At 57.6% G+C, this 23,566-nt stretch carries 21 protein-coding genes; 11 read left to right on the top strand and 10 right to left on the bottom strand.

The window, feature by feature from the left end; genetic code table 11:
* Positions 1 to 56: 56 nt before the first annotated feature.
* The 3 genes from BM395_RS20780 to BM395_RS20770 all read right to left on the bottom strand — a co-directional run bounded on the left by BM395_RS20780 (position 57) and on the right by BM395_RS20770 (position 4,964).
* Positions 57 to 1,253, bottom strand: a complete 1,197-nt coding sequence (locus BM395_RS20780; RefSeq protein WP_069900480.1) for an osmoprotectant NAGGN system M42 family peptidase — start codon at positions 1,251 to 1,253, stop codon at positions 57 to 59.
* A gap of 67 nt (positions 1,254 to 1,320) precedes the next feature.
* Entirely contained in the window at positions 1,321 to 3,060 is a 1,740-nt protein-coding gene (gene ngg / locus BM395_RS20775; RefSeq protein ID WP_090515355.1) for an N-acetylglutaminylglutamine synthetase, read from the bottom strand.
* Positions 3,061 to 3,194: 134 nt separating this feature from the next.
* On the bottom strand, positions 3,195 to 4,964 hold the full coding sequence (locus BM395_RS20770; protein WP_090515353.1) for an N-acetylglutaminylglutamine amidotransferase: 1,770 nt from the start codon (positions 4,962 to 4,964) through the stop codon (positions 3,195 to 3,197).
* 111 nt (positions 4,965 to 5,075) lie between these two features.
* On the opposite strand from BM395_RS20770, the gene BM395_RS20765 reads away from it, so the two are divergent.
* A complete protein-coding gene (locus BM395_RS20765; protein WP_090515351.1) occupies positions 5,076 to 5,549 on the top strand; it encodes a MarR family winged helix-turn-helix transcriptional regulator in 474 nt (157 codons plus the stop codon).
* Positions 5,550 to 5,664: 115 nt separating this feature from the next.
* Here the strand turns inward: BM395_RS20765 and BM395_RS20760 are convergent, their stop codons facing one another.
* The 4 genes from BM395_RS20760 to mnmC all read right to left on the bottom strand — a co-directional run bounded on the left by BM395_RS20760 (position 5,665) and on the right by mnmC (position 9,337).
* Entirely contained in the window at positions 5,665 to 6,420 is a 756-nt protein-coding gene (locus BM395_RS20760) for a sulfite exporter TauE/SafE family protein (RefSeq protein WP_090515349.1), read from the bottom strand.
* Entirely contained in the window at positions 6,417 to 6,959 is a 543-nt protein-coding gene (locus BM395_RS20755) for a rhodanese-like domain-containing protein (protein WP_090515347.1), read from the bottom strand. Before BM395_RS20755 ends, BM395_RS20760 begins: the two co-directional genes overlap by 4 nt.
* Positions 6,960 to 6,987: 28 nt before the next feature.
* Positions 6,988 to 7,254, bottom strand: coding sequence for a metal-sensing transcriptional repressor (locus BM395_RS20750; RefSeq protein ID WP_069900475.1), 267 nt, complete (start codon positions 7,252 to 7,254; stop codon positions 6,988 to 6,990).
* 112 nt (positions 7,255 to 7,366) lie between these two features.
* Positions 7,367 to 9,337, bottom strand: coding sequence for a bifunctional tRNA (5-methylaminomethyl-2-thiouridine)(34)-methyltransferase MnmC2/FAD-dependent 5-carboxymethylaminomethyl-2-thiouridine(34) oxidoreductase MnmC1 (gene mnmC, locus BM395_RS20745; RefSeq protein WP_090515345.1), 1,971 nt, complete (start codon positions 9,335 to 9,337; stop codon positions 7,367 to 7,369).
* A 165-nt stretch (positions 9,338 to 9,502) separates the two neighbouring features.
* On the opposite strand from mnmC, the gene pap reads away from it, so the two are divergent.
* The gene (gene pap / locus BM395_RS20740; RefSeq protein ID WP_090515343.1) at positions 9,503 to 10,990 is read left to right on the top strand and encodes a polyphosphate:AMP phosphotransferase; all 1,488 of its coding nucleotides are present in this window, start codon (positions 9,503 to 9,505) and stop codon (positions 10,988 to 10,990) included.
* A 116-nt stretch (positions 10,991 to 11,106) separates the two neighbouring features.
* Positions 11,107 to 12,291 carry a thiolase family protein gene (locus tag BM395_RS20735; protein ID WP_069900472.1) on the top strand — a complete coding sequence of 395 codons (1,185 nt, stop codon included), beginning with the start codon at positions 11,107 to 11,109 and terminating at the stop codon, positions 12,289 to 12,291.
* A gap of 56 nt (positions 12,292 to 12,347) precedes the next feature.
* Here the strand turns inward: BM395_RS20735 and BM395_RS20730 are convergent, their stop codons facing one another.
* Positions 12,348 to 12,569: a DUF6316 family protein gene (locus tag BM395_RS20730; RefSeq protein WP_090515340.1), complete on the bottom strand. Its 222-nt coding sequence runs from the start codon at positions 12,567 to 12,569 to the stop codon at positions 12,348 to 12,350.
* A 278-nt stretch (positions 12,570 to 12,847) separates the two neighbouring features.
* Between BM395_RS20730 and BM395_RS20725 the strand changes: the two genes are divergently transcribed.
* Positions 12,848 to 13,816 carry a DMT family transporter gene (locus BM395_RS20725; protein ID WP_090515338.1) on the top strand — a complete coding sequence of 323 codons (969 nt, stop codon included), beginning with the start codon at positions 12,848 to 12,850 and terminating at the stop codon, positions 13,814 to 13,816.
* 92 nt (positions 13,817 to 13,908) lie between these two features.
* Here BM395_RS20725 and BM395_RS20720 read toward each other — a convergent pair whose 3' ends face one another.
* The gene (locus BM395_RS20720) at positions 13,909 to 15,303 is read right to left on the bottom strand and encodes a class II fumarate hydratase (protein ID WP_090515336.1); all 1,395 of its coding nucleotides are present in this window, start codon (positions 15,301 to 15,303) and stop codon (positions 13,909 to 13,911) included.
* A gap of 378 nt (positions 15,304 to 15,681) precedes the next feature.
* Between BM395_RS20720 and BM395_RS20715 the strand changes: the two genes are divergently transcribed.
* From BM395_RS20715 to BM395_RS20690, 6 genes are all read left to right on the top strand, one after another.
* Complete coding sequence (locus BM395_RS20715; protein ID WP_090515334.1) at positions 15,682 to 16,182, top strand: DUF2059 domain-containing protein; 501 nt, start codon at positions 15,682 to 15,684, stop codon at positions 16,180 to 16,182.
* Positions 16,183 to 16,194: 12 nt separating this feature from the next.
* On the top strand, positions 16,195 to 16,503 hold the full coding sequence (locus BM395_RS20710; RefSeq protein ID WP_090515332.1) for a BolA family protein: 309 nt from the start codon (positions 16,195 to 16,197) through the stop codon (positions 16,501 to 16,503).
* Positions 16,504 to 16,677: 174 nt separating this feature from the next.
* Positions 16,678 to 17,616: an oxygen-dependent tRNA uridine(34) hydroxylase TrhO gene (gene trhO, locus BM395_RS20705; protein ID WP_090515330.1), complete on the top strand. Its 939-nt coding sequence runs from the start codon at positions 16,678 to 16,680 to the stop codon at positions 17,614 to 17,616.
* 3 nt (positions 17,617 to 17,619) lie between these two features.
* Positions 17,620 to 18,255: a DsbA family protein gene (locus BM395_RS20700; protein ID WP_090515328.1), complete on the top strand. Its 636-nt coding sequence runs from the start codon at positions 17,620 to 17,622 to the stop codon at positions 18,253 to 18,255.
* A complete protein-coding gene (locus BM395_RS20695; protein ID WP_090515327.1) occupies positions 18,248 to 20,026 on the top strand; it encodes an ABC transporter ATP-binding protein in 1,779 nt (592 codons plus the stop codon). Before BM395_RS20700 ends, BM395_RS20695 begins: the two co-directional genes overlap by 8 nt.
* A gap of 196 nt (positions 20,027 to 20,222) precedes the next feature.
* Positions 20,223 to 21,464 carry a bifunctional alpha/beta hydrolase/OsmC family protein gene (locus BM395_RS20690; protein WP_090515325.1) on the top strand — a complete coding sequence of 414 codons (1,242 nt, stop codon included), beginning with the start codon at positions 20,223 to 20,225 and terminating at the stop codon, positions 21,462 to 21,464.
* An 80-nt stretch (positions 21,465 to 21,544) separates the two neighbouring features.
* Here BM395_RS20690 and BM395_RS20685 read toward each other — a convergent pair whose 3' ends face one another.
* Positions 21,545 to 21,796, bottom strand: a complete 252-nt coding sequence (locus tag BM395_RS20685) for a hypothetical protein (protein WP_141124115.1) — start codon at positions 21,794 to 21,796, stop codon at positions 21,545 to 21,547.
* Between the two features lie 635 nt (positions 21,797 to 22,431).
* On the opposite strand from BM395_RS20685, the gene hppD reads away from it, so the two are divergent.
* Positions 22,432 to 23,514, top strand: coding sequence for a 4-hydroxyphenylpyruvate dioxygenase (hppD, locus tag BM395_RS20680; RefSeq protein ID WP_069900461.1), 1,083 nt, complete (start codon positions 22,432 to 22,434; stop codon positions 23,512 to 23,514).
* The last annotated feature ends 52 nt before the right edge of the window (positions 23,515 to 23,566 follow it).

Below are 23,566 nucleotides of genomic sequence, written 5' to 3'. Positions count from 1 at the left end.
TGTTGGCTAAATCTGACGTGGCAGGCAGCCCGATAACAGGCTGCCGCCTCGCCAGACTATTTGCGTTTTTTCTTAGCGGGCGTCGCCAGCACGCTGTCTACCGATGGTACGCGAGTGTCGCTGGCCATCTGGGTTTGATGCTCGAGTTGATGGCTGAAGCGCTCCAACGTGCCTTCTGCGGGCTGGGCGTCGCTGGCGAATACCGGCGGGCTCAGCAGGTAAGCGCCCAGTAAGCGGCTGAGCGCGGCGAGGCTGTCGATATGCGTGCGTTCATAGCCGTGGGTGGCGTCACAGCCGAACGCCAGCAGCGCGGTGCGAATGTCGTGGCCGGCGGTTACCGCGGATTGCGCATCGCTGTGGTAATAGCGAAACAAATCGCGGCGCACCGGGATTTCGTTTTCTCCTGCCAGGCGCAATAACTGTCGCGACAGGTGATAGTCGTACGGGCCGCCGGAGTCCTGCATGGCCACGCTCACGGTGTGCTCGCTAGACTGCTGGCCTGGCGCTACGGGGGCGATGTCGATACCGACAAACTCACTCACATCCCAGGGCAATGCGGCGGCAGCGCCTGAGCCGACTTCTTCGGTGATGGTGAACAATGGATGGCAGTCGATCGGTGGTTCTATACCGCTGTCCACCACGGCTTTCAGGGCTGCCAGTAGAGCCGCGACGCCTGCTTTGTCATCCAGATGGCGGGCGCTGATGTGCCCGCTTTCGGTGAATTCTGGCAGCGGATCGAAGGCGACAAAATCACCTACCGATACTCCCAAACACTCGCTGTCGGCACGGGTTGTGGTCATCGCGTCGAGGCGTAGTTCGACATGATCCCAGGTCACGGGCATCTGGTCGATTGCGGTATTGAAGGCGTGGCCAGAGGCAAGCAAAGGCAACACGCTGCCGCGCAATACGCCGTTGTCGGTGAACACGCTGACGCGGCTGCCTTCGGCAAAGCGGCTCGACCAATGGCCAATCGGGGCCAGACCCAGGCGGCCATTGTCCTGAATGATGCGGACACTGGCGCCGATGGTGTCGAGGTGGGCTGAGACGGCTCGATCCGGGCTTTGCAGTTTGCCCTTGAGCGTGGCGCGGATGGTGCCGCGGCGGGTCATTTCAAATGGGATGCCAAGCTCATTCAACTGTTCGGCGACGTAACGCACGATGGTGTCGGTGAAGCCTGTCGGGCTGGGAATGGCGAGCATCTCAAGCAGGACTTTTTGCAGGTATTCGAGATCTGGCTGCGGTAGTTGGCTCATAACTCTCCTTGATTCGCTAAGCCGCACTGCGCGCGTTCAGCGCAGCGGCAATGCGGCGGATGGCTGACTAACTCACGACCTGGCTCAGGGGAAAGAGCAGGTCGACAAAGCGTTCAGCTGTCGGTTGCGGTTCGTGATTGGCCAGGCCGGCGCGTTCATTGGCTTCAATGAATACGTATTCCGGTTGGTCGGCAGCAGGCACTAACAGGTCCAGCCCGACCACGGGAATATCCAGCGCGCGGGCGGCGCGTCTTGCAGCGTCTGCGAGCACCGGATGCAGGGTGTCAGTAACATCCTCCAGGCTGCCGCCGGTGTGCAGGTTGGCTGTTTTGCGCACGGCCAAACGCTGGCCGGTCGGCAGCACGCTGTCGTAGTCAAATCCCGCTGATTGCAGCGTGCGCAGGGTTTCTGCATCTTTGGGGATGCGGCTTTCTCCGGCCGTTGCGGCTTGGCGACGGCGGCTTTGTGCATCGATCAAGTCACCGATGCTGTGCAGCCCGTCGCCAATCACCTCGGCAGGGCGGCGAATAGCGGCCGCGACGACTTCAAAGCCGATGACCACGATGCGCAGATCCAGCCCTTCGTGGAAGCTTTCGAGTATCACCCGCTCATCAAAGGGTTTGGCCCGTTCGATGGCGTCGTGCACTTCACCTGGCGTGCGCAGATCCACTGCAACGCCTTGGCCTTGCTCGCCGTCTACCGGCTTGACCACGACGCGACCGTGCTTTTTCAGGAAGGTCGCGTTGTCCTCGGCGCTGGCGGCGAGTCGCTGATCAGGCAGGCATAACCCAGCGCGAGAAAGTGCGCGATGGGTCAGGCGTTTGTCCTGACACAAGGTCATGCTGACGGCGCTGGTCAGGTCGGTCAGTGACTCGCGACAGCGAATCCTCCGGCCGCCATGATTGAGGGTGAACAGGCCAGCCTCGGCATCATCAACCTGCACTTCAATGCCCCGGCGCAATGCTTCATCGACAATAATCCGCGCATACGGATTCATCTCGCTGTGCGGGCCAGGGCCAAGGAACAGGGTCTGATTGATGCCGTTTTTACGCTTGATGCTGAAGGTTTGCAGCTCGCGAAACCCCAGTTTGGCGTACAGACGCTTGGCTTGTTTGTTGTCGTGCAGAACTGATAGGTCCAGATGGCTGAGGCCACGGCTTTGATAGTGTTCAATCAGATGGCGAACCAGCACTTCGCCAACGCCCGGCCGGCTGCATTGTGGGTCTACTGCCAGGCACCACAAGCTGCTGCCGTTTTCGGGGTCGCGGTAAGCTCGCTGGTGATTGAGCCCCATCACGCTGCCGATGATATTGCCGCTGTCTTCATCTTCTGCCAGCCAGTACGTCGGGCCACCTTGCTCATGCGGCGTGAGTTTCTCTGGAACAATCGGCTGCATGCCACGCGCCTGATACAGGCAATTAATCGCCTGCCAGTCGGCGTCATTCTGGGCGCGGCGAATGCGATAACCGCGAAAGCCGCGACGGGCAGGGCGGTAGTCGCTGAACCACAAACGCAGCGTGTCGGAAGGATCGAGAAACAACTGCTGGGGCGCATAGGCGAGCACCTGATGCGGCGCTGAAACATACAGCGCAATATCGCGCTCGCCAGGCTCTTCGCTGATCAGTTCGGTTACAAGCTTCTCTGTATCGGCAAACGTATGGCCGATGAGTAACCGACCCCAGCCGCAATGCACGGCAACCGGCGTGCTGGGTTTGGCATCGCGGTCTTCAGCGAGGCGCGCTTGCAGGCGTTCGTAAGAGGGTGTTTGGCCGCGCAAGAGGCGTTGATTGATGGCAGTAGGTCGCATTGGAGAGTGATCCTTTGCTGTCTGCGACGCCCGGATGGTTTCCGGGTCATTAATATTCGCGTTGTCGACCGGTATTTACTCCGGCTACGCCTGATAAACCAACGCGGAGTGCACATGCACTCCGCTTTTTTTCGTTACAGCCCCTGTTCGTTAAGCCAGAGGTTGAGTGCCGCCATTTGCCATAATTTGGAGCCGCGCAGCGGTGTCAGCTGGCCATGCGGGTCCGACAACAGTTTGTCGATCATCGCCGGGTTGAACAGGCCACGATCCTGGCTCGGATCAACCAGCAAGTCGCGTACCCAGCCCAGTGTTGCGCCTTCAAGGTGCTTCAAACCCGGTACGGGGAAGTAACCCTTCTTGCGGTCAATCACAGCATCCGGAATGACTTTTCGAGCGGCTTCTTTCAAGACGTATTTGCCGCCTTCCGGTAACTTGAATCGACCCGGAATACGTGCCGAGAGTTCCGCAACGCGATAATCGAGGAACGGTGTGCGCGCCTCCAGGCCCCAGGCCATGGTCATGTTGTCGACACGCTTAACCGGGTCATCGACCAGCATTACGGTGCTGTCCAGGCGCAATGCCTTGTCTACCGCCGCACTGGCGCCGGGCTTTGCGAAGTGTTCCCGAACGAACTCACCTGCGTGGTCATCGGTCAGCCAGGCGGGCTGTACGCAGGCTGCATATTCATCATGCTCGCGGTCGAAGAAGGCCTTGCGATAGGCAGCGAATGCATCGTCTGCACCATCCACTTCCGGGTACCAGTGATAGCCTGCAAACAACTCATCGGCACCCTGGCCGCTTTGCACCACTTTGCAGTGTTTGGCGACTTCGCGTGAGAGCAAGTAGAACGCGATGCAGTCATGGCTGACCATCGGCTCGCTCATGGCGCCAAATGCGGCAGGCAACTGGTCAAGAATCTCGCTCTCACCAATGCGCAATTGGTGGTGTTGGGTGTTGAAGCGCTCTGCGATCAGGTCTGAGTACTGGAACTCGTCACCACGTTCGCCACCGGCGTCCTGAAAACCGATCGAGAAGGTCGACAGATTCTCGACGCCCGCTTCACGCAGCAAGCCAACCAGCATGCTCGAATCAACGCCGCCAGAAAGCAGTACACCGACGTCAACGGCGGCGCGTTGGCGAATCGAAACGGCTTCGCGCATGCTGGTGAGCACTTGATCACGCCAGTCTTCGAACTCGAATGCCTGCTCATCGGCTTTAGGGCCGAACTCAAGATGCCACCAGGTCTGTTGCTCGCAGTTGCCCTGTGCGTCAAAGCGCATCCAACTGGCAGGTGCGAGTTTTTCGACACCGGCAAGAATCGTCCGCGGAGCCGGCACGACGGCGTGGAAATTGAGATAATGATTCAGTGCAATCGGGTCGAGTGCTTTGCTGATGTCGCCGCCTTTTACCAAGGCTGGCAGGCTTGACGCGAAGCGCAGGCGCTGGCCGGTACGCGACAGATACAGGGGTTTGACCCCGAGGCGGTCGCGGGCGATGAAGAGCTGCTGGGTATCGCGCTCCCAAACGGCAAAGGCAAACATGCCGTTGAGCTTGGGCAGCAAATCTTTACCCCAAGCGTGATAGCCCTTGAGCAGGACTTCGGTGTCGCCACCCGAGAAGAAGCGATAGCCCAATGCTTTGAGCTCTTCGCGCAATTCAGGGTAGTTGTAGATGGCGCCATTGAAGACCATCGACAAACCCAGATCGCTGTCGATCATGGGTTGGCCGGAAGCTTCCGCCAGATCCATAATTTTCAGGCGTCGGTGGCCGAGGGCTATTGGCCCCTGGCTGTGAAAACCATGGGCATCCGGGCCGCGAGGGGCCAGATGATGGGTGATTCGCTCGACTGCAGCCAGGTCGGCCGGTCGTTGATCAAAACGTAATTCTCCAGCTATTCCGCACATATTTCCTTACCGGTGTTGCCGTTGGGGAGGTGTTCGGATGCACCGAACCTTTTACACGAAAACAAAATAATGCTTTCATGTCAAAGCTTTAATGTCTTATGAAAGGCGAATATGTCTAAAAAAATAGTTTCTACTGAAATGGATTTGTCATCTGTTTTGGCCTTCGAAATGCCGATTTTCAAGGCCTTGCGCCGTTTGCAGCAGGCGGGAGAGGTGCATGCCAAGAGGCTCAGTCGCTTTGGCGGGCTGACGCCGATGCAGTTGATGATATTGCAAGTGTTGGCGGGTGAGGCCCGATTAACGGCAAGTGATTTGAGCGGTCGCGTGAGTCTCACTGCCGCGACGCTGTCGGGCATGATCGACCGGCTTGAAGAGCGCAACCTGTTGCATCGCCAACGTGATGATCAGGACCGTCGGCGCCAATGGCTGTTGATCAGTGATGCCGGGCGGGAATTGCTCAAGCAGGCGCCTTCACTGTTGCCGCCCGAGTTCAATAAACACTTTGCTGAGCTGGCAGAGTGGGAGCGCTATCAGCTGACCGCGACATTGCTGCGCGCGGCAGAGTTGTGTGCCGAAGTCGAGTGAGTCTGAGTGTTTGCTGCAAGTTTGACTCGTCGTTGAGGCAACATTCGTCAGTCTGGGTGTGGCCAATTTTGCTGGCGATTTCGTGCGCAATAGGCGTCGTTAGCGGCTAGCTGGTTCAGCTGCCTGCAAAGAGTTTTTGAGCTGCAAGCGTCAGGCTGACGACGACCAGCATCAGTGCAAATATTCTTTGCAGCAAACGCCCGCCAATGCGTTGGGCCAGAAAGTTGCCGGCCATTACCCCGACAGCGCCGCCCGCAGTTAGCCCTGCGAGTAGCTGTGGCGATGGGCTGGCGTGGCTCAGGTAAAGTAAAAATCCTCCGCCTGATACCAGTGAAATCACCGCCATCGATGTGGCCATGGCCGACAGCAGCGACAGCGGGGTAAACCACAACAGTGCAGGCACTACCAGAAAGCCGCCGCCGACGCCCATCAGTCCCGACAACAGGCCGACGCCAATGCCAATCAGCACCAGTGGCCCGCTGCGTAATGGGCCTTCGCTCGCACGTGGCAAACTGCTGCTGCGCCACATCCGCCACGCGGCCCAAAGCACGAGCAAGCAGAAGGCCACGACCAGGGCTTTTTCTGGTATAAATTGGCCCAGCCATTGGCCCATTGCGTTGCCCGGCAAACCGCTGAGCGTCAGCAGTAGCGCCGGTTTCCATGCAACCATGCCTTGCCGGGCGCGGGGTATGGCGCCGACCAGTGCGGTTAACGCGACAGCGCCCAAGCTCACGCCAATCGCGTCGCGCAGTGGCAAGTGCAGGCTGAGCAGCAAGGGCAGGGCGACTAGCGAGCCGCCTGCGCCCGTAAGCCCCAGCAGCAAGCCGAGAATGCTGCCAACTGCGAGCGACTCGGCCAGCATGTCCATCATTTATTCCACGGCATGCGGGCGAGCAGTAGCGCCATGGCGCAGGTGTTGCTGATGCCGGCGAAGGTCAGGCCGGCTCCCACAAAGGCGCTGAGGCCAAACCAGGCAGGTGACAGAGTTGCGCCCAGTATCACCCCGAGCAGAACCAGCGAACCTGCGGTGATCTGCACCTGGCGTTGAATACTGATGACTGCGGATTCGGCCTTGTTCGTCGCTACGCCGCAAGCTACGCAGGCGTTGGTGCCGCCGTCGATAACCCGAACGCCGGGCAATAATTGCTTTAGCTGTTCAGCAGCCTTGCGTGCGCGCATGCCGCTTTGACAGAGCAGGTACAGCTCATCGCCGCGCTGCAGGCCATCGGCCTTGAGTTGTGCTGCCAACTGCTCGGGTTGCAACTGATCGAGCGGAACATTGCGTGCACCGGCCACGTGTTCGGCACGAAATTCAGCTGGGCTGCGCACATCGAGCAAAAAATGGGTTTGGCCCTGACGCTGCTTGTCGGCGAATGCGCCAGCATCGATTGTCTGGATGTCTGTGGTCATTTGCTTACCCCCACACTGAGATCGGCTTTCAGGTGTATTTGGTGAAAATGGCGCGCACTCGGGCGAGAGTGGCCTGGGCGTCGCCATTTTCGTTGAGCATGGTTTCCTCAAGCAGGCAGGCCAGCATCTCCTGATAGGCTTTATCCAGCGCCTTGCGGGCGGCCGAGAACTGTTGAGCAATCGACTCGCATTCTTCGCCACGGCGAATCATGGCCTGAATGCCGCGAATCTGCCCCTCAACGCGGGCCAGGCGCTTGAGCATGGCGTCCTGTTGGTTAGGTGTTGGTGTCGTCATCGGTTTTCTCTTATACCCCTGGGAGTATATATACAGGGGGGAGTATTGTTGCGTAGGCGCAGTTTTGCAACCGCCACCGATCAAAGGTGTAGGGCGCGTAGGCGCATTTCAGCTAGAGATTGCGAACCAATTTGCGCAGTGCGAAGCGGTTGGGATGGCAGCCCTCTGCTACATCACGTGGCACTGGCAATGGCTCATCATTGAGCCATGCGGCAATCATCTCGCCGCTCAATGGCGCGGTAATCAAACCGCGTGAGCCGTGGCCGCTATTGATATACAAACCCGGGAGCCAGGGGCATTTAATCTCCGGTACCTGACGCGCATCCTTGCTCAGAATCGCATAGGCATCAGCGAAGGCGGGCAGGTCGGCCAGAGGCCCGACGATGGGCAGATAGTCCGGGCTGGTGCAACGAAATGCAGCGCGGCCTTGCAGTGACTCAGCCGGGTATTCGCGTGCGTTGAGTCGTTGGCTTAGGTCGCTGGAGATTGCTTCCAATAACTCGATGTTGCCTGCATGATCGCGCGCGTTAGCCGTTAAATCGTTACTGTTAAAGTCAAAGCTGGCGCCGAGTGTGTGTTCGCCATCGCGGGCTGGAGCCACATAACCTTCGGCACAAATGACGGTATTGAGTTCAGCGCTTTGCACAGTTTCGGGCAGGCGGGTGATTTGCCCGCGAATGCGTTTCAGCGGCAATTCGGCGCTGTACTCATACTGTTTGATATCGGCGGCGCCTGCCAGCACGACAACCTCGGCGCTGGCAAGTAATTGCTCGCCATTGCGGGCTTGCCAAAGTCCGTCTTCTCGCGTGAGTTGCAGGGCGTCCTGATGCAGTTGCAGGGTGATATTGGCATGTGCACCCAGGCTTTGGCACAAGGCCGGAGGATGAACCCAGCCGGCTTGGGGGTAGTACAGACCGCCACTTTCAAGCTTGACCCCGGCAATGGTTTCGGCCTGGCTCTGGCTGATGTTCTGCACCAGGGCTTGCGGGAATGCCTGAGCGATCTTTGCCTGACGCTGCGCCTCCTTGTCGTCAAACGCCAGTTGCAGGACGCCGCAGTTGTCCCAGTCGAGCCCCTTGTTCAGCCGCTCAAGTTGACGGCGGGTGTAGCCGAAACCACTGACAATCAGCCGTGAAAGTGCCGTGCCGTGCGCGGACAGCTTCAGGTACAACACGCCTTGCGGGTTGCCCGACGCCTCCGCAGCAATGCTTGAATGACGCTCCAGTAAGGTCACCTTCCAGCCGCGCTGGGCCAGGCTTGCAGCCGTTGCGCAGCCCGCCAGCCCAGCACCTATAACCAGTGCGTTGCGCTCTTTAACCGGGTTAACCGGGCGCGCAAACCAGGGTTTTTGCACGGCTACCGACTCGCCGGCAAATTCACCTTTGATGAACTCCCATTTCTTGCCAATGCCCGGTACGCGTTTCACCGTAAAGCCCGCTTCTTTAAGCGCGCGGCGTACCACCCCGGCGCTGCTGAATGTGCCAAAACTGGTGCCTGTTACTGAAAGCCTGGCAACTTGCTCGAACAGTTCAGGCGACCACAGTCGCGGGTTTTTCCCAGGTGCAAAGCCATCGAGAAACCAAGCATTCACGCGTGCATCGAGTTGGCTGAACATCTCGACGCCATCACCGACCAGCAGGTCCAGCACAACGCGCCCACCGGCTAGTTTTATGCGTTGAAAGCCTGGATGAATGGCCACGTACTGGCCGAGCAGCGGCTCTGAGAACTCAACCAGTTCTGGCCAGAGTGCCAATGCGCGTTTTAAGTCATCGGGGCTCAGCGGGTATTTCTCCACGCTTATAAAGTGCAGGCGTGCAGAGGCGGGCGCTTGTCGATTAAACAGTTGCCAGGCGCATAAAAAATTCATGCCGGTGCCAAAACCGGTCTCGGCAATCACAAACGTATCGTTGGCTTGCAGCGCCGCAAAGCGTTCGGGCAGGTGGTTGTTTTCGAGAAACACCACGCGGGTTTCCTCGAGGCCGTCATCGCGTGAAAAGTAAATGTCGCCATAGGCACTGGAGAAGGGCAGGCCTTGTTCATCCCATTCGAGCTGAGCGTATTCGATGACTGGTGTTTGCGACATGACGGCTACCTGGCAAATGCAGCGCGCATTTTAACTGATAAAGCCCCGTATCCATGCAATCGCTGAGGCTCGAGCTAAGCGTTTTTCTTGAAAACCCATGCTTATAGCTCAGACAGAACCCCTGATCATCCGCTAGGCTGATGTATGCAAATCAGGGAGTAGCGTATGTTCGAGTCCGCCGAGATTGGCCGCACCATTGATAAAGAAACTTATGATCTGGCAGTTCCAGCGCTGCGTGAAGCATTGCTGGAGGCGCAATACGAATTGAGTCAGCAGGGCCGGTTTGCGGTGCTGATTCTTATCAACGGGATTGAGGGCGCCGGTAAGGGCGAAACCGTCAAACTGTTGAACGAGTGGATGGACCCCCGGTTAATCGAAGTCAGCACCTTTGATGCACCTACCGATGAAGAACTGGCCCGTCCACCGGCCTGGCGCTTTTGGCGCCAGCTCCCACCGAAAGGGCGCATGGGGATTTTCTTTGGCAATTGGTACAGCCAGATCCTTCAGGGGCGCGTGCATGGCCGGTTCAAAGACGCCGTGATGGATCAATCGATAGACACGGCCGAGAGCCTTGAGCGCATGCTCTCGGATGAAGGCACGCTGATCTTCAAATTCTGGTTTCATCTGTCGAAAAAGCAGATGGAAAACCGCCTGAAGTCGCTCAAGGACGACCCGCTGCACAGTTGGCGGATCAGCCCGCTGGACTGGCAACAGTCGAAAACCTACGACAAGTTTGTACGCTACGGAGAGCGCGTGCTGCGCCGCTCCAGCCGAGATTACGCACCTTGGTATGTGGTTGAAGGCTTTGATGAAAACTACCGCAGTCTGACCGTTGGCAAAGTATTGCTCGACGGCTTGCAGGCCGCCCTGAAAGCCCAGGCTGTTCAGCGACCGCATCCGCATTCGGCGCCGCTGACTTCAAGCATCGACAACCGCACGTTGCTCGACAGCCTGGACATGAGCCAGGCGCTTGAGAAGTCGGATTACAAAGAGCAGCTGGTGATCGAGCAGGCGCGGTTATCCGGATTGATGCGCGACAAACGCATGCGCCGGCATTCGCTGGTCACAGTTTTTGAAGGTAACGATGCGGCTGGCAAGGGCGGTGCAATTCGCCGCGTTGCCGCCGCGCTGGACCCGCGCCAATACCGGATTGTGCCAATCGCAGCGCCCACCGAGGAGGCGCTGGCGCAGCCCTACTTGTGGCGTTTCTGGCGGCATATCCCCGCGCGCGGCAAATTCACGGTTTTCGACCGTTCCTGGTATGGCCGTGTATTGGTTGAGCGGGTTGAAGGTTTTTGCAGCCCGAGCGACTGGTTGCGAGCGTATGGCGAGATTAATGATTTTGAAGAGCAGCTGACAGACTCAGGCGTGGTGCTGGTGAAGTTCTGGCTGGCCATCGACAAGCAAACGCAGCTTGAGCGTTTTCAGGCGCGCGAAAAGATCCCGTTCAAACGTTACAAGATTACCGAAGATGACTGGCGCAACCGCGAAAAGTGGGAGGTTTACCGCGATGCAGTGGGCGACATGGTCGACCGCACCAGTACCCGGATTGCCCCGTGGACACTGGTCGAGGCCAACAATAAGTACTTCGCCCGGATCAAAGTACTGCGCACCATCAATGAGGCTTTGGAAGCCGCATTTGCTAAAGACTAGTGCTGTAGCGCGCGGCAGGATGTTCGCGCATACAAGCGATGAATGATCGTCGCGAATCGATATTGAGCGGAATTATCCTAAGTTCATGCCCAACATCATCAACTCCGAGGTGTGTCATGCGTGAAGTAGTGATTGTAGATAGCGTACGAACCGGTCTGGCCAAGTCTTTTCGCGGCCAGTTCAATCTGACCCGTCCAGACGACATGGCAGCGCATTGCGTGAACGCGCTGCTCGAACGTAACAACCTGGACCCTGCTCTGGTTGAAGACTGCGTAGTCGGTGCCGGTTCTAACGAAGGCGCTCAGGGCATGAACATCGGCCGCAACGTGGCCGTGTTGTCTGGCCTCGGTATTCAGGTGCCGGGCATGACGCTCAACCGCTATTGCTCGTCCGGTTTGCAAGCCATCGCCATTGCGGCCAACCAGATCGCCTCGGGTTGCAGTGATGTGATTGTGGCCGGTGGTGTCGAGTCGATCACCATGACCATGAAGAGCATCAATACCGATCACCTCTTCAATCCGATTATCCAGGAAAAAATCCCCGGTATTTACTACCCGATGGGCCGCACTGCCGAGATCGTTGCGCGCCGTTATGGCGTTACGCGTGAGGCGCAGGATGCCTATGCGTTGCAAAGCCAGCAGCGTACTGCAGCAGCCCAGAAAGAGGGTTTGTTTGAAGACGAAATTGTGCCGATGAGCGTCAAGTATCAGGTCGAAGACAAAGCCACAGGCGAGAAGTCGATTCTCGATGGCATTGTTGACCGTGACGATTGCAACCGTCCGAGTACCACCCTGCAGGATTTGGCCGGCTTGAAGCCTGTGTTTGCCGAGGATGGCTCGGTAACCGCCGGTAATGCGTCGCAACTTTCCGATGGTGCTTCCATGACGCTGGTCATGAGCATGGACAAAGCGCTTGAGCTGGGCCTGACCCCGCGGGCGATTTTCCGTGGCTTTACCGTGTCGGGCTGTGAGCCGGATGAGATGGGCATCGGTCCGGTTTTCTCGGTGCCCAAGCTGCTGAAAGCCAAAGGCCTGAGCGTGGCGGATATTGATCTGTGGGAACTCAACGAGGCGTTCGCGTCGCAGTGCCTGTATTGCCGGGATCGCCTGGAAATCGACAACGACAAGTACAACGTCAACGGCGGCTCAATCTCCATCGGTCACCCGTTCGGCATGACTGGCTCGCGTCAGGTCGGCCATCTGGTGCGCGAGTTGCAGCGCCGCAAACTGCGTTATGGCATCGTCACCATGTGTGTGGGCGGCGGTATGGGCGCAACGGGGCTGTTTGAATCGTTGAGCTGATCGAATAACCGCTGGGGTCTGGCAAAGACGCTTTGAGATTTGCCGGGCCTGCGCGGTTAGTGGCTGTTTTTCATTGAGCGATGTTTAGGCAATTGCCGCGCAATGAACATCCGGTTGATGTACGAATCAATCTCTCGCAAGGCATCTACCCGTGTGAAAAACGGGCCTTCCAGCGTGCCTTCCCGCGTTGCAAAAAAATACTGACCGTTTACCGAGCTGATGCGCTCACTGCGATAATGGGTGCCGTGAAGTGGATCGCAATTGCGCTTGCAGAACATAGCAGTTACTCAAAAGTTTTATTTTGATGAGTTTGATTCTAATCAGCGATTGTTGTTTTGCTAAGGCTGCTGACCAGCGGTCGAATCTGCAGGCCCCAGTGGGTAAGGGCTGTGGCTATTCAAGTAGGTTTGCGGCGCGTTGCACCCGTACAGTTTTGCCGGTTATCGCGCTAGCACTGTAGCTGTGCTGGTTACTATGCGCGTCGCTAAAATAGCCCTGCGCGAGACGATACTGCTCAACTTCAGATGCAGTGGGTCTTCGCGAATTTGAGGCTGTCATGCATATCTCTTCTGGTCGCTGGGCATACGGCATGTTCCTGGCGATGGTTACCGCTGTGCTCTGGGGCATTTTGCCGATCAAACTCAAGCAAGTACTGGCCACTCTCGATCCAGTCACTGTTACCTGGTATCGCCTGTTCGTTTCAGGCTCGATTCTGCTGGCGTTTCTGGCCGCCACCCGGCGACTGCCGCGTTTCAATATTCTCGGGAAGAAAGGCATCGGTTTACTCTGCCTGGCCATCCTCGGGCTTACCGGCAATTATGTGCTGTACCTGATGGGATTAAACCTGCTGAGCCCCGGCACGACGCAGCTGGTTATTCAAGTCGCGCCCATTCTGTTGCTGATCAGCAGCATCTTCATCTTTCGTGAGAAATTCAGCGTCGGGCAGGGCGTGGGGCTGGCTATTTTATTGCTCGGCTTTGGCTTGTTCTTCAATCAGCGCCTCGACGAGTTGTTGAGCTCGTTGACCGCCTATACCACCGGCGTGATAACGGTCATGCTGGCCGCACTGGTCTGGACCTTTTACGGGTTGGCGCAAAAGCAACTGCTCAGCTCATGGAATTCGCTGCAGATCATGATGGTGATCTATCTCGCGTGCGCCCTGTTGCTAACGCCGTGGGCCAAGCCGTTAGATGTGCAGCTGTTAACCCCGGTGCAAGGCTGGCTGTTACTGGCTTGCTGCCTGAACACGCTGGTTGCCTATGGCGCTTTTGCCGAGGCGTTGGCGCATTGGCAAGCCTCGCGGGTAAGTGCTGCGCTGGCGATTACGCCGTTGGTGACCTTTGCGTCCGTGGCGCTGGCGGCTGTTTGGTGGCCCGCCTATGTGCAACCTGAACAGGTTAACGGGCTGGCGTACTGTGGTGCGGTTCTGGTGGTGCTGGGGTCTGCACTGACAGCGCTGGCGCCCTCGATAATGGCCAATCTGCGCACTCGCCGAGCTCGCGTGGCGGTCGTTAAGGCCGTTTGAATTAGTAGCCGCGCAGCCTGTTCAGCGCTGCGCAGCTATTGCAGATTGACTGCTGTAATCACCGCGCCCCATTCTGGTTAGCCGGCGCTTGCCTAGTGAGTATGCCCGTTACCGAGCATGCTTTCAGGGCGAACCCATTCTGAAAACTCCTCCTCGGTGACATACCCCAACTGCAACGCTGCTTCACGCAACGTGGTGCCTTGCTGATAAGCCTGTTTGGCGATTTCGGCGGCCTTGTCGTAGCCAATATGTGGATTGAGCGCCGTCACCAGCATCAGGCCGCGCTCCAGATGTTCCGACATCTTTGCCGCGTCGGGCTCCAGTCCGGCAATGCAGTGGGCCTGGAAGTTGCTGCAGCCGTCCGCCAGCAGCCGGATTGACTGCAGCAGACTGTTGATGATCACCGGCTTGAATACATTCAGCTGCAAGTGACCCTGGCTCGCGGCAAAGCTGATGGTTGTATCGTTACCCATCACCTGGCAGGCCAGCATCGACAGCGCCTCGCACTGAGTTGGATTCACCTTGCCCGGCATAATCGAGCTGCCCGGCTCATTGGCGGGCAAGCGAACTTCGGCAAATCCTGCGCGCGGGCCAGAGCCCAGCAAGCGCAAGTCATTGGCGATTTTCATCAGCGTTGCAGCCAGGGTTTTCAGCGCGCCAGACATAATCGTCAGCGGCTCATGCCCAGCCAGTGCGGCAAATTTATTCGGCGCGCTGATCAGCGGCATGCCGGTGAGCGCTGCCAGCTCCCCGGCAATCGCTTCGGCGAAACCTGCTGGTGCATTCAGGCCTGTACCAACAGCAGTTCCGCCTTGAGCCAGCTCGCAAACAGCGGGCAGGGCACTGCGAATGGCGCGTTCGGCATAGTCCAGTTGCGCGACAAATGCCGACAGCTCCTGACCGAAAGTGATCGGCGTGGCATCCATCATATGGGTGCGCCCCGTCTTGATAACGTTGCCGTGGCGCGCGGCTTGCTCGGCCAGCCCGCCAGACAGTTCGGCAATTGCCGGCAGTAATTGGTTGTAGACCGCGCTGGCCGTTGCAATGTGCATGGCGGTCGGGAAGCAATCATTCGAGCTTTGCGAACGGTTGACGTGATCATTCGGGTGCACCGGGCTTTTGCCACCGCGTGCACCGGTCGCCAACTCGTTGGCGCGCCCGGCAATCACCTCGTTAACATTCATGTTGGTCTGCGTGCCGCTGCCGGTCTGCCAGACCACCAATGGGAACTGCTCATCCAGCTGGCCGCCGATAACCTCGTCTGCCGCTTGCTCGATCAAGCGGGCGACATTTTGTGGCAGGCTGCCGTTACGATTATTTACCCGCGCCGCTGCCTTCTTGATGGTCGCCAGCGCATGCACCACCGCGATGGGCATGCGCTCCTGTCCGATCGCAAAGTTGATCAGCGAGCGCTGAGTCTGCGCGCCCCAATAAGCATCTTCCGGGACGTCGATGGCACCAATGCTGTCGGTTTCCTTGCGGCTCATGTGATTCTCCTGATAGGGGTATTTGCAGTTTAGGTCGTGATAACGGCTCGCAGGTTCCGTTGGGTAGATAATTACGCCGTGACGCTGGGCTTACAGTACGGGGCTAACGTTCTGGTGTGTTGCATATCAGGGCGCTGGCGATGGTTGCCGAATGAGTGATGTAAGTCGCGTGAATCAACGCTATGCAAGCCTGCGCGACGAGCGCCTGCTGTAAAATGGTGGGCATTACTTTTGGTGTGGCGAGGCTGATAATGCGCGAGCAGATAGGCGGGCTGTTGGCGTAGGACGCAGTTAAGCCGCTTGAGGTCTGTGTGGCTAAGGCACAAAATACCGTCCGCGCTGTCCTACGGATTCATCTTGCTAATTCTGGAGTATTTAATGCCACGTTTATCTGCTGTTTTTGCAGTTGCCTTGCTGGCTGTGGGGAGCGCGAACGCGTTCGCGGATGCCGCCAGTCACGCGGCCGATGCCGAGCGCTTTTTACTGTTGGCGCGAGCAGACAAGCTGGCGGCTCCTGTTCACGCTCAAGTGCAGCAAATGTTCGCTCAGCGCTTTGCCGAGAGCGGCTCGCCAAAGGGTAAGGAAGCAACTCTTGAGCGTTATCAGGCCAAGGCCAACGCGGCGATCGACAGCGCCGTGGGCTGGGACAAAATCAAGCCCGATATGATCAAACTCTACACCAGCAATTTCAGTGAGCCGGAATTGAAAGAGCTGATCAAGTTCTATCAGTCGCCGCTGGGCAAGAAGTTCATGCAGAAAATGCCCGAACTCACAGCTCGCTCGGCGCAACTGACCCAAGCCAAATTGCAGGTGGCGGTTCCCCAGGTGAACAAAATGCTGCAGGACATGACCGACGAAATCGCCCCTAAAAAACCTTGATTGGAGTCCCTGATGTCGAAGCTTGAACAGATTGAGGTCGCGCTGGCTGCACTCGAACCGCAACACCTGAGCGTGCAGGATGAGAGCCACATGCACAGCCGTGGGCTGGAAACGCATTACAAGGCGGTGATCGTCAGCGAGCAGTTTGCCGGGTTGAATGCGGTTAAGCGTCACCAGAAGGTGTATGCCTGTATGGGCGATCTGATGGGCCAGGTGCATGCATTGGCGCTGCACACGTATACCGCGCAAGAGTGGCAGGCGCAGGGCATCGCCCCCGCGTCGCCAACTTGTCTGGGCGGCAGCAAGCACGACGCGCACTGATCCACACAAGCTCGATTGCAGGGGCAGGGAATGATCCATGTTGACGCATGGGTCAAATCAGCTCTACACCAATTGCTGCAAATTCCGTAAAATCGACAAACGCCAGCAGCGATGCTGGCGTTTTTTATTACCCAGTCCGCCCTTTACGTGGGCGACTACTGCAGGAATATTCTGATGACCGACAAGATTGTCGTTGCCGCGCTATACAAATTCGTCTCGCTACCTGACTTCCACGACCTGCGTGAGCCTTTGCTCAACGCCATGCTCGAGTACGGCATCAAAGGCACATTGCTGCTGGCCGAAGAGGGTATTAACGGCACTGTTTCGGGCAGCCGTGCGGGCATCGATAATCTGCTTGAGTGGTTCCGTCAGGATGCGCGCCTGATTGATATCGACCACAAAGAATCCTATTGCGACGAGCAGCCGTTCTATCGCACCAAGGTCAAACTGAAAAAAGAAATCGTGACCCTTGGGGTTGAGGGTGTAGACCCGAACAAACGTGTCGGCACCTATGTCGAGCCGCAGGACTGGAACGCGCTGATCGCAGACCCGGAAGTTCTGTTGATCGATACGCGCAATGACTACGAAGTGTCGATTGGCACATTCGATGGTGCGATCGACCCGAAGACCAAAACCTTCCGCGAATTCCCCGACTACATCAAAGCCAACTTTGATCCGGCCAAGCACAAGAAAGTCGCCATGTTCTGCACCGGCGGCATTCGCTGCGAAAAGGCCTCGAGCTACATGCTCAATCAAGGCTTCGATGAAGTGTTTCACCTCAAGGGCGGCATTCTCAAATACCTCGAAGAAGTGCCGCAGGAGCAGAGCCGCTGGAAGGGCGACTGCTTCGTGTTCGATAACCGGGTCACCGTGCGCCACGACCTTAGCGAAGGTGAGTATGATCAGTGCCACGCTTGCCGCACGCCGATTTCGACAGAAGACCGCGAGTCCGAGTTTTACACGCCCGGCGTGAGTTGCCCGCATTGCTGGGACTCATTGCCAGAGAAAACCCGTGCCGGTGCCCGTGAGCGCCAGCGTCAGATCGAACTGGCTCAGGCGCGCAATATGCCGCATCCGCTGGGATACAACGCACGCCTCGCGAAAAAGGATTAAGCCATGCAAACCCGCCTGCTGTACGTGATGGACCCGATGTGCTCCTGGTGCTGGGGATTTGCTCCGGTAGCAGAAGCGCTGTCTCAGCAGGCGCAGGCAGCAGGCGTCGACTTGCACTTGATCGCAGGGGGGCTGCGCACGGGCAACAATGCCATCCTCGATCCTTCAACCCGACGCTACATTCTTGAACACTGGCAGGCGGTCGCAAACGCTACCGGCCAGCCATTCAAGTTCGAGGGTGCGCTGCCAGAAGGCTTTGTCTACGACACCGAAACCGTGTGCCGTGCGCTGGTGACTGCGCGCTCGCTTTCGCCGCAGGGCGCCTGGCGCTTGGTTAAGTCAATCCAGCAGGCGTTTTATGTTGAAGGCCGCGATGTAACTCAGGTTCAGGTTCTGCTTGAACTTGCCGAAGCCGCCGGGCTGTCGCGCAGTGCATTCGCCGATGCCTACGACAGTGCGGCGCAGCGTGCGGCCACCACGGAAGATTTCAGCTGGGCGCTGGACTTGGGCATAGCCGGATTCCCGACCCTGCTGGCCCAGCGCGATGGCCAGTTGGCGTTGCTGACCAACGGTTATCAGCCGCTGGAAACCCTTGCGCCACTGCTGGCGCGCTGGCTGGAGCGTTCCGTCAATGCCTGACCGCCTCAGTTGGGCGGAAATTCGGCGTCTGGCCCTGCATCACAAGAAGGCCTTGATACTGGCCAATCTGGTGGCCATATTCGCCACGCTGTGCAGTGTGCCCATTCCGTTGCTGTTGCCCCTGCTGGTCGATGAGGTCCTGCTCAAGGATGGCGACAGCGCGCTCAAGGTGATGAATCACTTCCTGCCCGACAGCTTGCACACGGCTGTCGGCTATATCGGCTTGATGCTGGTAGTTACCTTGATGTTGCGCGGCGGCGCATTGATTTTCAACGTGATCCAGGCGCGCCTGTTCGCGCGCTTATCGAAAGACATCGTCTACCGTATCCGCGTGCGCCTGATCGAGCGCCTTAAGCGTATTTCCCTGAGTGAATACGAAAGCCTTGGCGGCGGTACGGTTACCACGCATCTGGTCACCGACCTCGATACGCTGGACAAATTTGTAGGCGAGACGCTTAGCCGCTTCCTCGTCGCCATGCTCACGCTCGCCGGTACTTCGGCGATTTTGCTGTGGATGCACTGGCAGTTGGCGTTGTTGATTTTGCTGTTCAATCCGCTGGTGATCTACGCCACGGTGTTGCTGGGTAAGCGGGTCAAACACCTGAAGCGGCTCGAAAACGACAGCACTTCGCGTTTCTCCCAAGCCTTGACCGAAACCCTTGAAGCGATTCAGGAGATACGCGCGGGTAACCGTCAGGGTTATTTCTGGGGCCGTCTGAGCGGTCGTGCCCGCGAGGTTCGTGACTTTGCCGTGGCTTCACAGTGGCGTACCGATGCGTCGAATCGCGCCAGTGGCTTGCTGTTTCAGTTCGGTATTGACGTGTTCCGCGCCGCCGCGATGCTCACGGTGCTGTTCTCTGACCTGTCGATTGGCCAGATGCTCGCCGTATTCAGTTACCTGTGGTTCATGATTGGCCCGGTGGAGCAGTTGCTGAGTTTGCAATACGCGTTTTATGCCGCCAGCGGCGCGCTCTCTCGGATCAATGAATTGCTCGCCCGCGCCGATGAGCCGCAATACCCGGGCGGCGTTGATCCGTTCAAGGGCCGCGATACCGTGGGCATCGAGATCAATGACCTGAAGTTCTCGTACAACGATGAGCCGGTGCTCAATAACCTCAATCTGAGTATTGCACCAGGCGAAAAAGTCGCCATCGTCGGTGCCAGTGGTGGCGGCAAAAGCACGCTGGTGCAATTGCTGCTTGGCTTGTATACCCCGCAAGCGGGCACTATCCGCTTTGGCGGCAGCAGTCAGCAGGAAATCGGTCTGGCGACTGTTCGCGATAACGTGGCGGTGGTGCTGCAACATCCCGCCCTGTTCAACGACACCATTCGCGCCAATCTGTGCATGGGCCGTGAGCGCAGCGATGAAGCCTGCTGGCGAGCGCTGGAAATCGCTCAGTTGTCCCACACCATTCGCCAGCTGCCGGCCGGGCTTGAGAGTGTGGTTGGGCGTTCGGGTGTGCGTTTGTCCGGTGGCCAGCGCCAGCGCCTTGCTGTTGCGCGCATGGTCTTGGCCGAACCTAAAGTAGTGGTACTCGACGAGGCAACATCAGCCTTGGATGCGGCGACCGAATACGCCCTGCATCAGGCACTCGCGCAGTTTCTGCAAGGCCGTACCACGCTGATCATTGCGCATCGCCTGTCGGCCGTGAAACAGGCAGACCGCGTGCTGGTATTTGATGGCGGCACCATCGCCGAGGACGGCGGCCATCAGCAACTGATCGCCGAAGGTGGTCTCTACGCTCAGCTTTATGGCCATCTTCAGCATTAATCGGCTGGCTTCTGGCTAATCTCAGCGCGATTGCGTCAAAAAGCCCTACGCTTCGTCTGGTATTTTGCTGTTCACGCCCACGCAACGCGCTATCGTCGTTTAGGCTATGGACGCAAATTTTTTCGCGAGCGGGGTTGCTCCTGCCAGCTAAGGTTGGCGCACGGCCGAGTCCGCATGAAAGCTAAGGATGCCTGACATGAATCGTAAGAAAGTGGAATTTCCCGGCAGCAATGGACAAATGCTCGCCGGCTTGCTCGAACTCCCGGAAAACCACCGCCGTATCGAGTATTACGCGCTGTTCGCCCACTGCTTTACGTGTGGCAAGGATATCGCCGCCGCGACTCGAATCAGCCGTGAGCTGGCCGATAACGGCATTGCGGTCCTGCGCTTCGATTTCACCGGCCTTGGTAACAGTGACGGCGATTTCGCCAACAGCAACTTCACCTCCAATATTGAAGACCTGGTTGCGGCCGCCAACCTGCTGGCGACCGAGTATCAGGCGCCACAACTGATTATCGGCCATAGCCTGGGCGGTGCAGCAGTGCTTGCCGCAGTTGCGCAAATCGAGTCGATCAAGGCCGTTGCGACCATTGCCGCACCTTCGACTGCGCACCACGTGCAGCACCTGTTTGAAACCTCCAAAGAGAAAATCGCCGCCGAAGGGGAGGCGACGGTGAAAATCGGCCTGCGTGAGTTCTCGATCAAGCAGCAACTGATTGAAGACCTTGATCAGTACGTCGATCTGCAGCACATCGCCAAGTTGCGCCGGCCATTGATCGTTTTTCATTCGCCGGTCGACAGCATTGTTCCGGTCGCCGAGGCGGGCGCTATTTTCGGCGCCGCCAAGCACCCCAAGAGTTACGTCTCGCTGGATAAGGCCGATCACCTGTTGAGCAACAAGGCGGACGCTGTCTACGTGGCCAAAACCCTGGCAGCGTGGGCGGCGCGTTATATCGAGGTGCCAACCGAGGAGCATGCAGGCAATCATCTGGATGACGGCCATGTGCTCGTTACCGAACTCGACAAGAAGTTTCTGCGCGGTCTGTACAGCCGCACGCATGCGCTGGTGGCCGATGAGCCGAAGGATTTTGGCGGCTCCGACTTGGGGCCGACACCCTACAACCTGTTGTTGATGGGATTAGGCGCCTGTACCTCGATGACTATTCGCATGTACGCCGCACGCAAGAAGATCCCGCTGGAGGATGTCGATGTGCGTCTGGTGCATGACCGCGTGCATGCCGACGATTGCGATCAGTGCGAAGGGCGTGAGGGCAAGATCGAACGCATCAGCCGGTTCATCCGCTTCGAGGGCGCAGAACTGACCGAGGAGGACAAGCAGAACATGCTCAGAATCGCAGATTTGTGCCCGGTTCATAAAACCCTGGAAAGTGATCCGGTTATTACCACGCAGTTGGAAATACTGACCGGTAATGAATGAATTTTAATGACTGACGCATAAACTAAAACGGCCACTCGAAAGTGGCCGTTTTAGTTTAAGAAGTGGCTATTGGCTATCAGTTAGTTGTAATTAACAAACACTACGTAAGCATCCCGGCTATTGGCTGCCAGGTTGAGTTTATACCGCGCAGAGAAATAACCCTTATCGGTACGCTCGGCTGAGGGCGCTTGCAGGTCTTGCAAGGCCAGCGGGTGAGATGGGCTGGATGTGTCGCGGGTATTGGCTTTGACATTACGCAGGGTTTGAAGCTCGAAGTGGGCGCTATGCGCCGCGTTAGGGCACTTGTCGAAATCGATGTTGGAGTCATTCAAGTTCGCCTGGCAGGTCGGCTCGGTAATCGCTCCTCTGAATGAGATGCTCCCGGCCGATGCCTGGCCCATCAGAGTAGCGCTGGCAAGTAGTATGAAAAATGTATTTCGGACGCTCTTAATTGTATTCACGACTCACCTATTTATTATGCCTGGCTGGCTATCGTTATTACTGTCGGGCTTTAGGGTTGGCGGGTAACTCCGTGCCACTACTTGTCGTCCGATGATGTCCCTACTGCGCCTTGAGTTGTTTATCTCAGGTGTAGCTTTTGTTATCACGCGGTATTGGCCGAAGTTGTGGACTCGGTTCGATTTAGCTTATTTATTTTTCGGCCGCGGGCTTTTTTGAGTGCTGGGTTTCAGTTGCCGGAGGAATTTGCGCGTAGGCGCGAATTGTTTGCGACTGGCAGCTTCCTGAACCGCCCTGTAACGAATTTGTTACGCGCTAGTAGCGTCTATTGCGGTGGTTTTGAGCGGGAGGCGGGGTGTAATGAAATATTTACGCGCGGGCGGCGTAAACCATTGTTTTCGGCGTTTAGGAGCGCTTGTTTGCGCAGGGTTTAGGGAGTGATATGGGCACATTCCCGTTCGCCACAGAACAGCGGCGGGCGACCCTGACAACAATAAAAGGAGGCGAAATGAACGCCGTGAGCAAAATTGCCCAGCACAACCCGATTGGTACCGACGGCTTCGAGTTTGTCGAATACACCGCCCCAACGCCGGAAGGCATTCAGCAGTTGCGTGAACTGTTTGTCGCCATGGGTTTCACTGAAACGGCCAAGCACCGTTCCAAGCAGGTTTTCCTGTTCCAGCAGAACGACATCAATTTCGTCCTTAACGGCAGCCCGACCGGGCATGTGCGCGAATTCGGCCTCAAGCATGGCCCAAGCGCCTGCGCCATGGCATTTCGTGTCGAGAACGCCGCCCAAGCAGCCGCCTATGTAGAAGCGCAAGGCGCGAAACTGGTCGGCAGCCACGCCAACTTCGGCGAACTGAACATTCCGTGTGTTGAAGGGATCGGTGGCTCGTTGCTGTATCTGGTTGACCGTTATGGCGATAAAACCATCTACGACGTTGACTTTGAATACATCGAAGGTCGCTCGCCCAACGACAATGCGGTGGGTCTGCAAACCCTTGATCACCTGACTCATAACGTTAAGCGCGGGCAGATGGATGTCTGGTCCGGCTTTTACGAGCGCATCGCCAACTTCCGTGAAATCCGCTACTTCGACATCGAAGGCAAGCTCACCGGTTTGCTCTCGCGTGCGATGACTGCGCCGTGCGGCAAGATCCGTATCCCGATCAACGAATCGGCGGACGACAAGTCGCAGATCGAAGAATTCATCCGTGAATATCAGGGTGAAGGCATCCAGCACATTGCCCTGAGCACTGAAGATATCTACGCCACCGTGCGCCAATTGCGCGCCAACGGCGTCGATTTCATGCAAACCCCGGGCACTTACTACGACAAGGTTGATACCCGTGTCGCCGGCCACGGTGAGCCAACAGAGGTACTTCGCGAGCTGAACCTGCTGATCGACGGCGCGCCTGGCGATGACGGCATTCTGTTGCAGATTTTCACTAATACCGTGATTGGGCCGATTTTCTTCGAGATCATCCAGCGCAAGGGCAATCAGGGCTTTGGTGAAGGCAACTTCAAGGCGCTGTTCGAATCGATTGAAGAAGATCAACTGCGCCGCGGTGTGATTTCTGCCGATTGAGCCGCTGGCCAATCGCAAGGCTTAACCTGCGGTTTTAGCTGGTTGCTCCGGC

This window comes from Pseudomonas marincola, from assembly GCF_900116605.1.
In the GTDB taxonomy this organism is placed as follows: domain Bacteria; phylum Pseudomonadota; class Gammaproteobacteria; order Pseudomonadales; family Pseudomonadaceae; genus Aquipseudomonas; species Aquipseudomonas marincola.
This window is presented reverse-complemented; position numbering and strand designations above follow the sequence as displayed.

Coding starts and splice junctions, on each gene's coding strand:
- BM395_RS20780 (WP_069900480.1), bottom strand. CDS start 1,253: ATGAGCCAACTACCGCAGCCAGATCTCGAATACCTGCAAAAAGTCCTG.
- ngg (WP_090515355.1), bottom strand. CDS start 3,060: ATGCGACCTACTGCCATCAATCAACGCCTCTTGCGCGGCCAAACACCC.
- BM395_RS20770 (WP_090515353.1), bottom strand. CDS start 4,964: ATGTGCGGAATAGCTGGAGAATTACGTTTTGATCAACGACCGGCCGAC.
- BM395_RS20765 (WP_090515351.1), top strand. CDS start 5,076: ATGTCTAAAAAAATAGTTTCTACTGAAATGGATTTGTCATCTGTTTTG.
- BM395_RS20760 (WP_090515349.1), bottom strand. CDS start 6,420: ATGATGGACATGCTGGCCGAGTCGCTCGCAGTTGGCAGCATTCTCGGC.
- BM395_RS20755 (WP_090515347.1), bottom strand. CDS start 6,959: ATGACCACAGACATCCAGACAATCGATGCTGGCGCATTCGCCGACAAG.
- BM395_RS20750 (WP_069900475.1), bottom strand. CDS start 7,254: ATGACGACACCAACACCTAACCAACAGGACGCCATGCTCAAGCGCCTG.
- mnmC (WP_090515345.1), bottom strand. CDS start 9,337: ATGTCGCAAACACCAGTCATCGAATACGCTCAGCTCGAATGGGATGAA.
- pap (WP_090515343.1), top strand. CDS start 9,503: ATGTTCGAGTCCGCCGAGATTGGCCGCACCATTGATAAAGAAACTTAT.
- BM395_RS20735 (WP_069900472.1), top strand. CDS start 11,107: ATGCGTGAAGTAGTGATTGTAGATAGCGTACGAACCGGTCTGGCCAAG.
- BM395_RS20730 (WP_090515340.1), bottom strand. CDS start 12,569: ATGTTCTGCAAGCGCAATTGCGATCCACTTCACGGCACCCATTATCGC.
- BM395_RS20725 (WP_090515338.1), top strand. CDS start 12,848: ATGCATATCTCTTCTGGTCGCTGGGCATACGGCATGTTCCTGGCGATG.
- BM395_RS20720 (WP_090515336.1), bottom strand. CDS start 15,303: ATGAGCCGCAAGGAAACCGACAGCATTGGTGCCATCGACGTCCCGGAA.
- BM395_RS20715 (WP_090515334.1), top strand. CDS start 15,682: ATGCCACGTTTATCTGCTGTTTTTGCAGTTGCCTTGCTGGCTGTGGGG.
- BM395_RS20710 (WP_090515332.1), top strand. CDS start 16,195: ATGTCGAAGCTTGAACAGATTGAGGTCGCGCTGGCTGCACTCGAACCG.
- trhO (WP_090515330.1), top strand. CDS start 16,678: ATGACCGACAAGATTGTCGTTGCCGCGCTATACAAATTCGTCTCGCTA.
- BM395_RS20700 (WP_090515328.1), top strand. CDS start 17,620: ATGCAAACCCGCCTGCTGTACGTGATGGACCCGATGTGCTCCTGGTGC.
- BM395_RS20695 (WP_090515327.1), top strand. CDS start 18,248: ATGCCTGACCGCCTCAGTTGGGCGGAAATTCGGCGTCTGGCCCTGCAT.
- BM395_RS20690 (WP_090515325.1), top strand. CDS start 20,223: ATGAATCGTAAGAAAGTGGAATTTCCCGGCAGCAATGGACAAATGCTC.
- hppD (WP_069900461.1), top strand. CDS start 22,432: ATGAACGCCGTGAGCAAAATTGCCCAGCACAACCCGATTGGTACCGAC.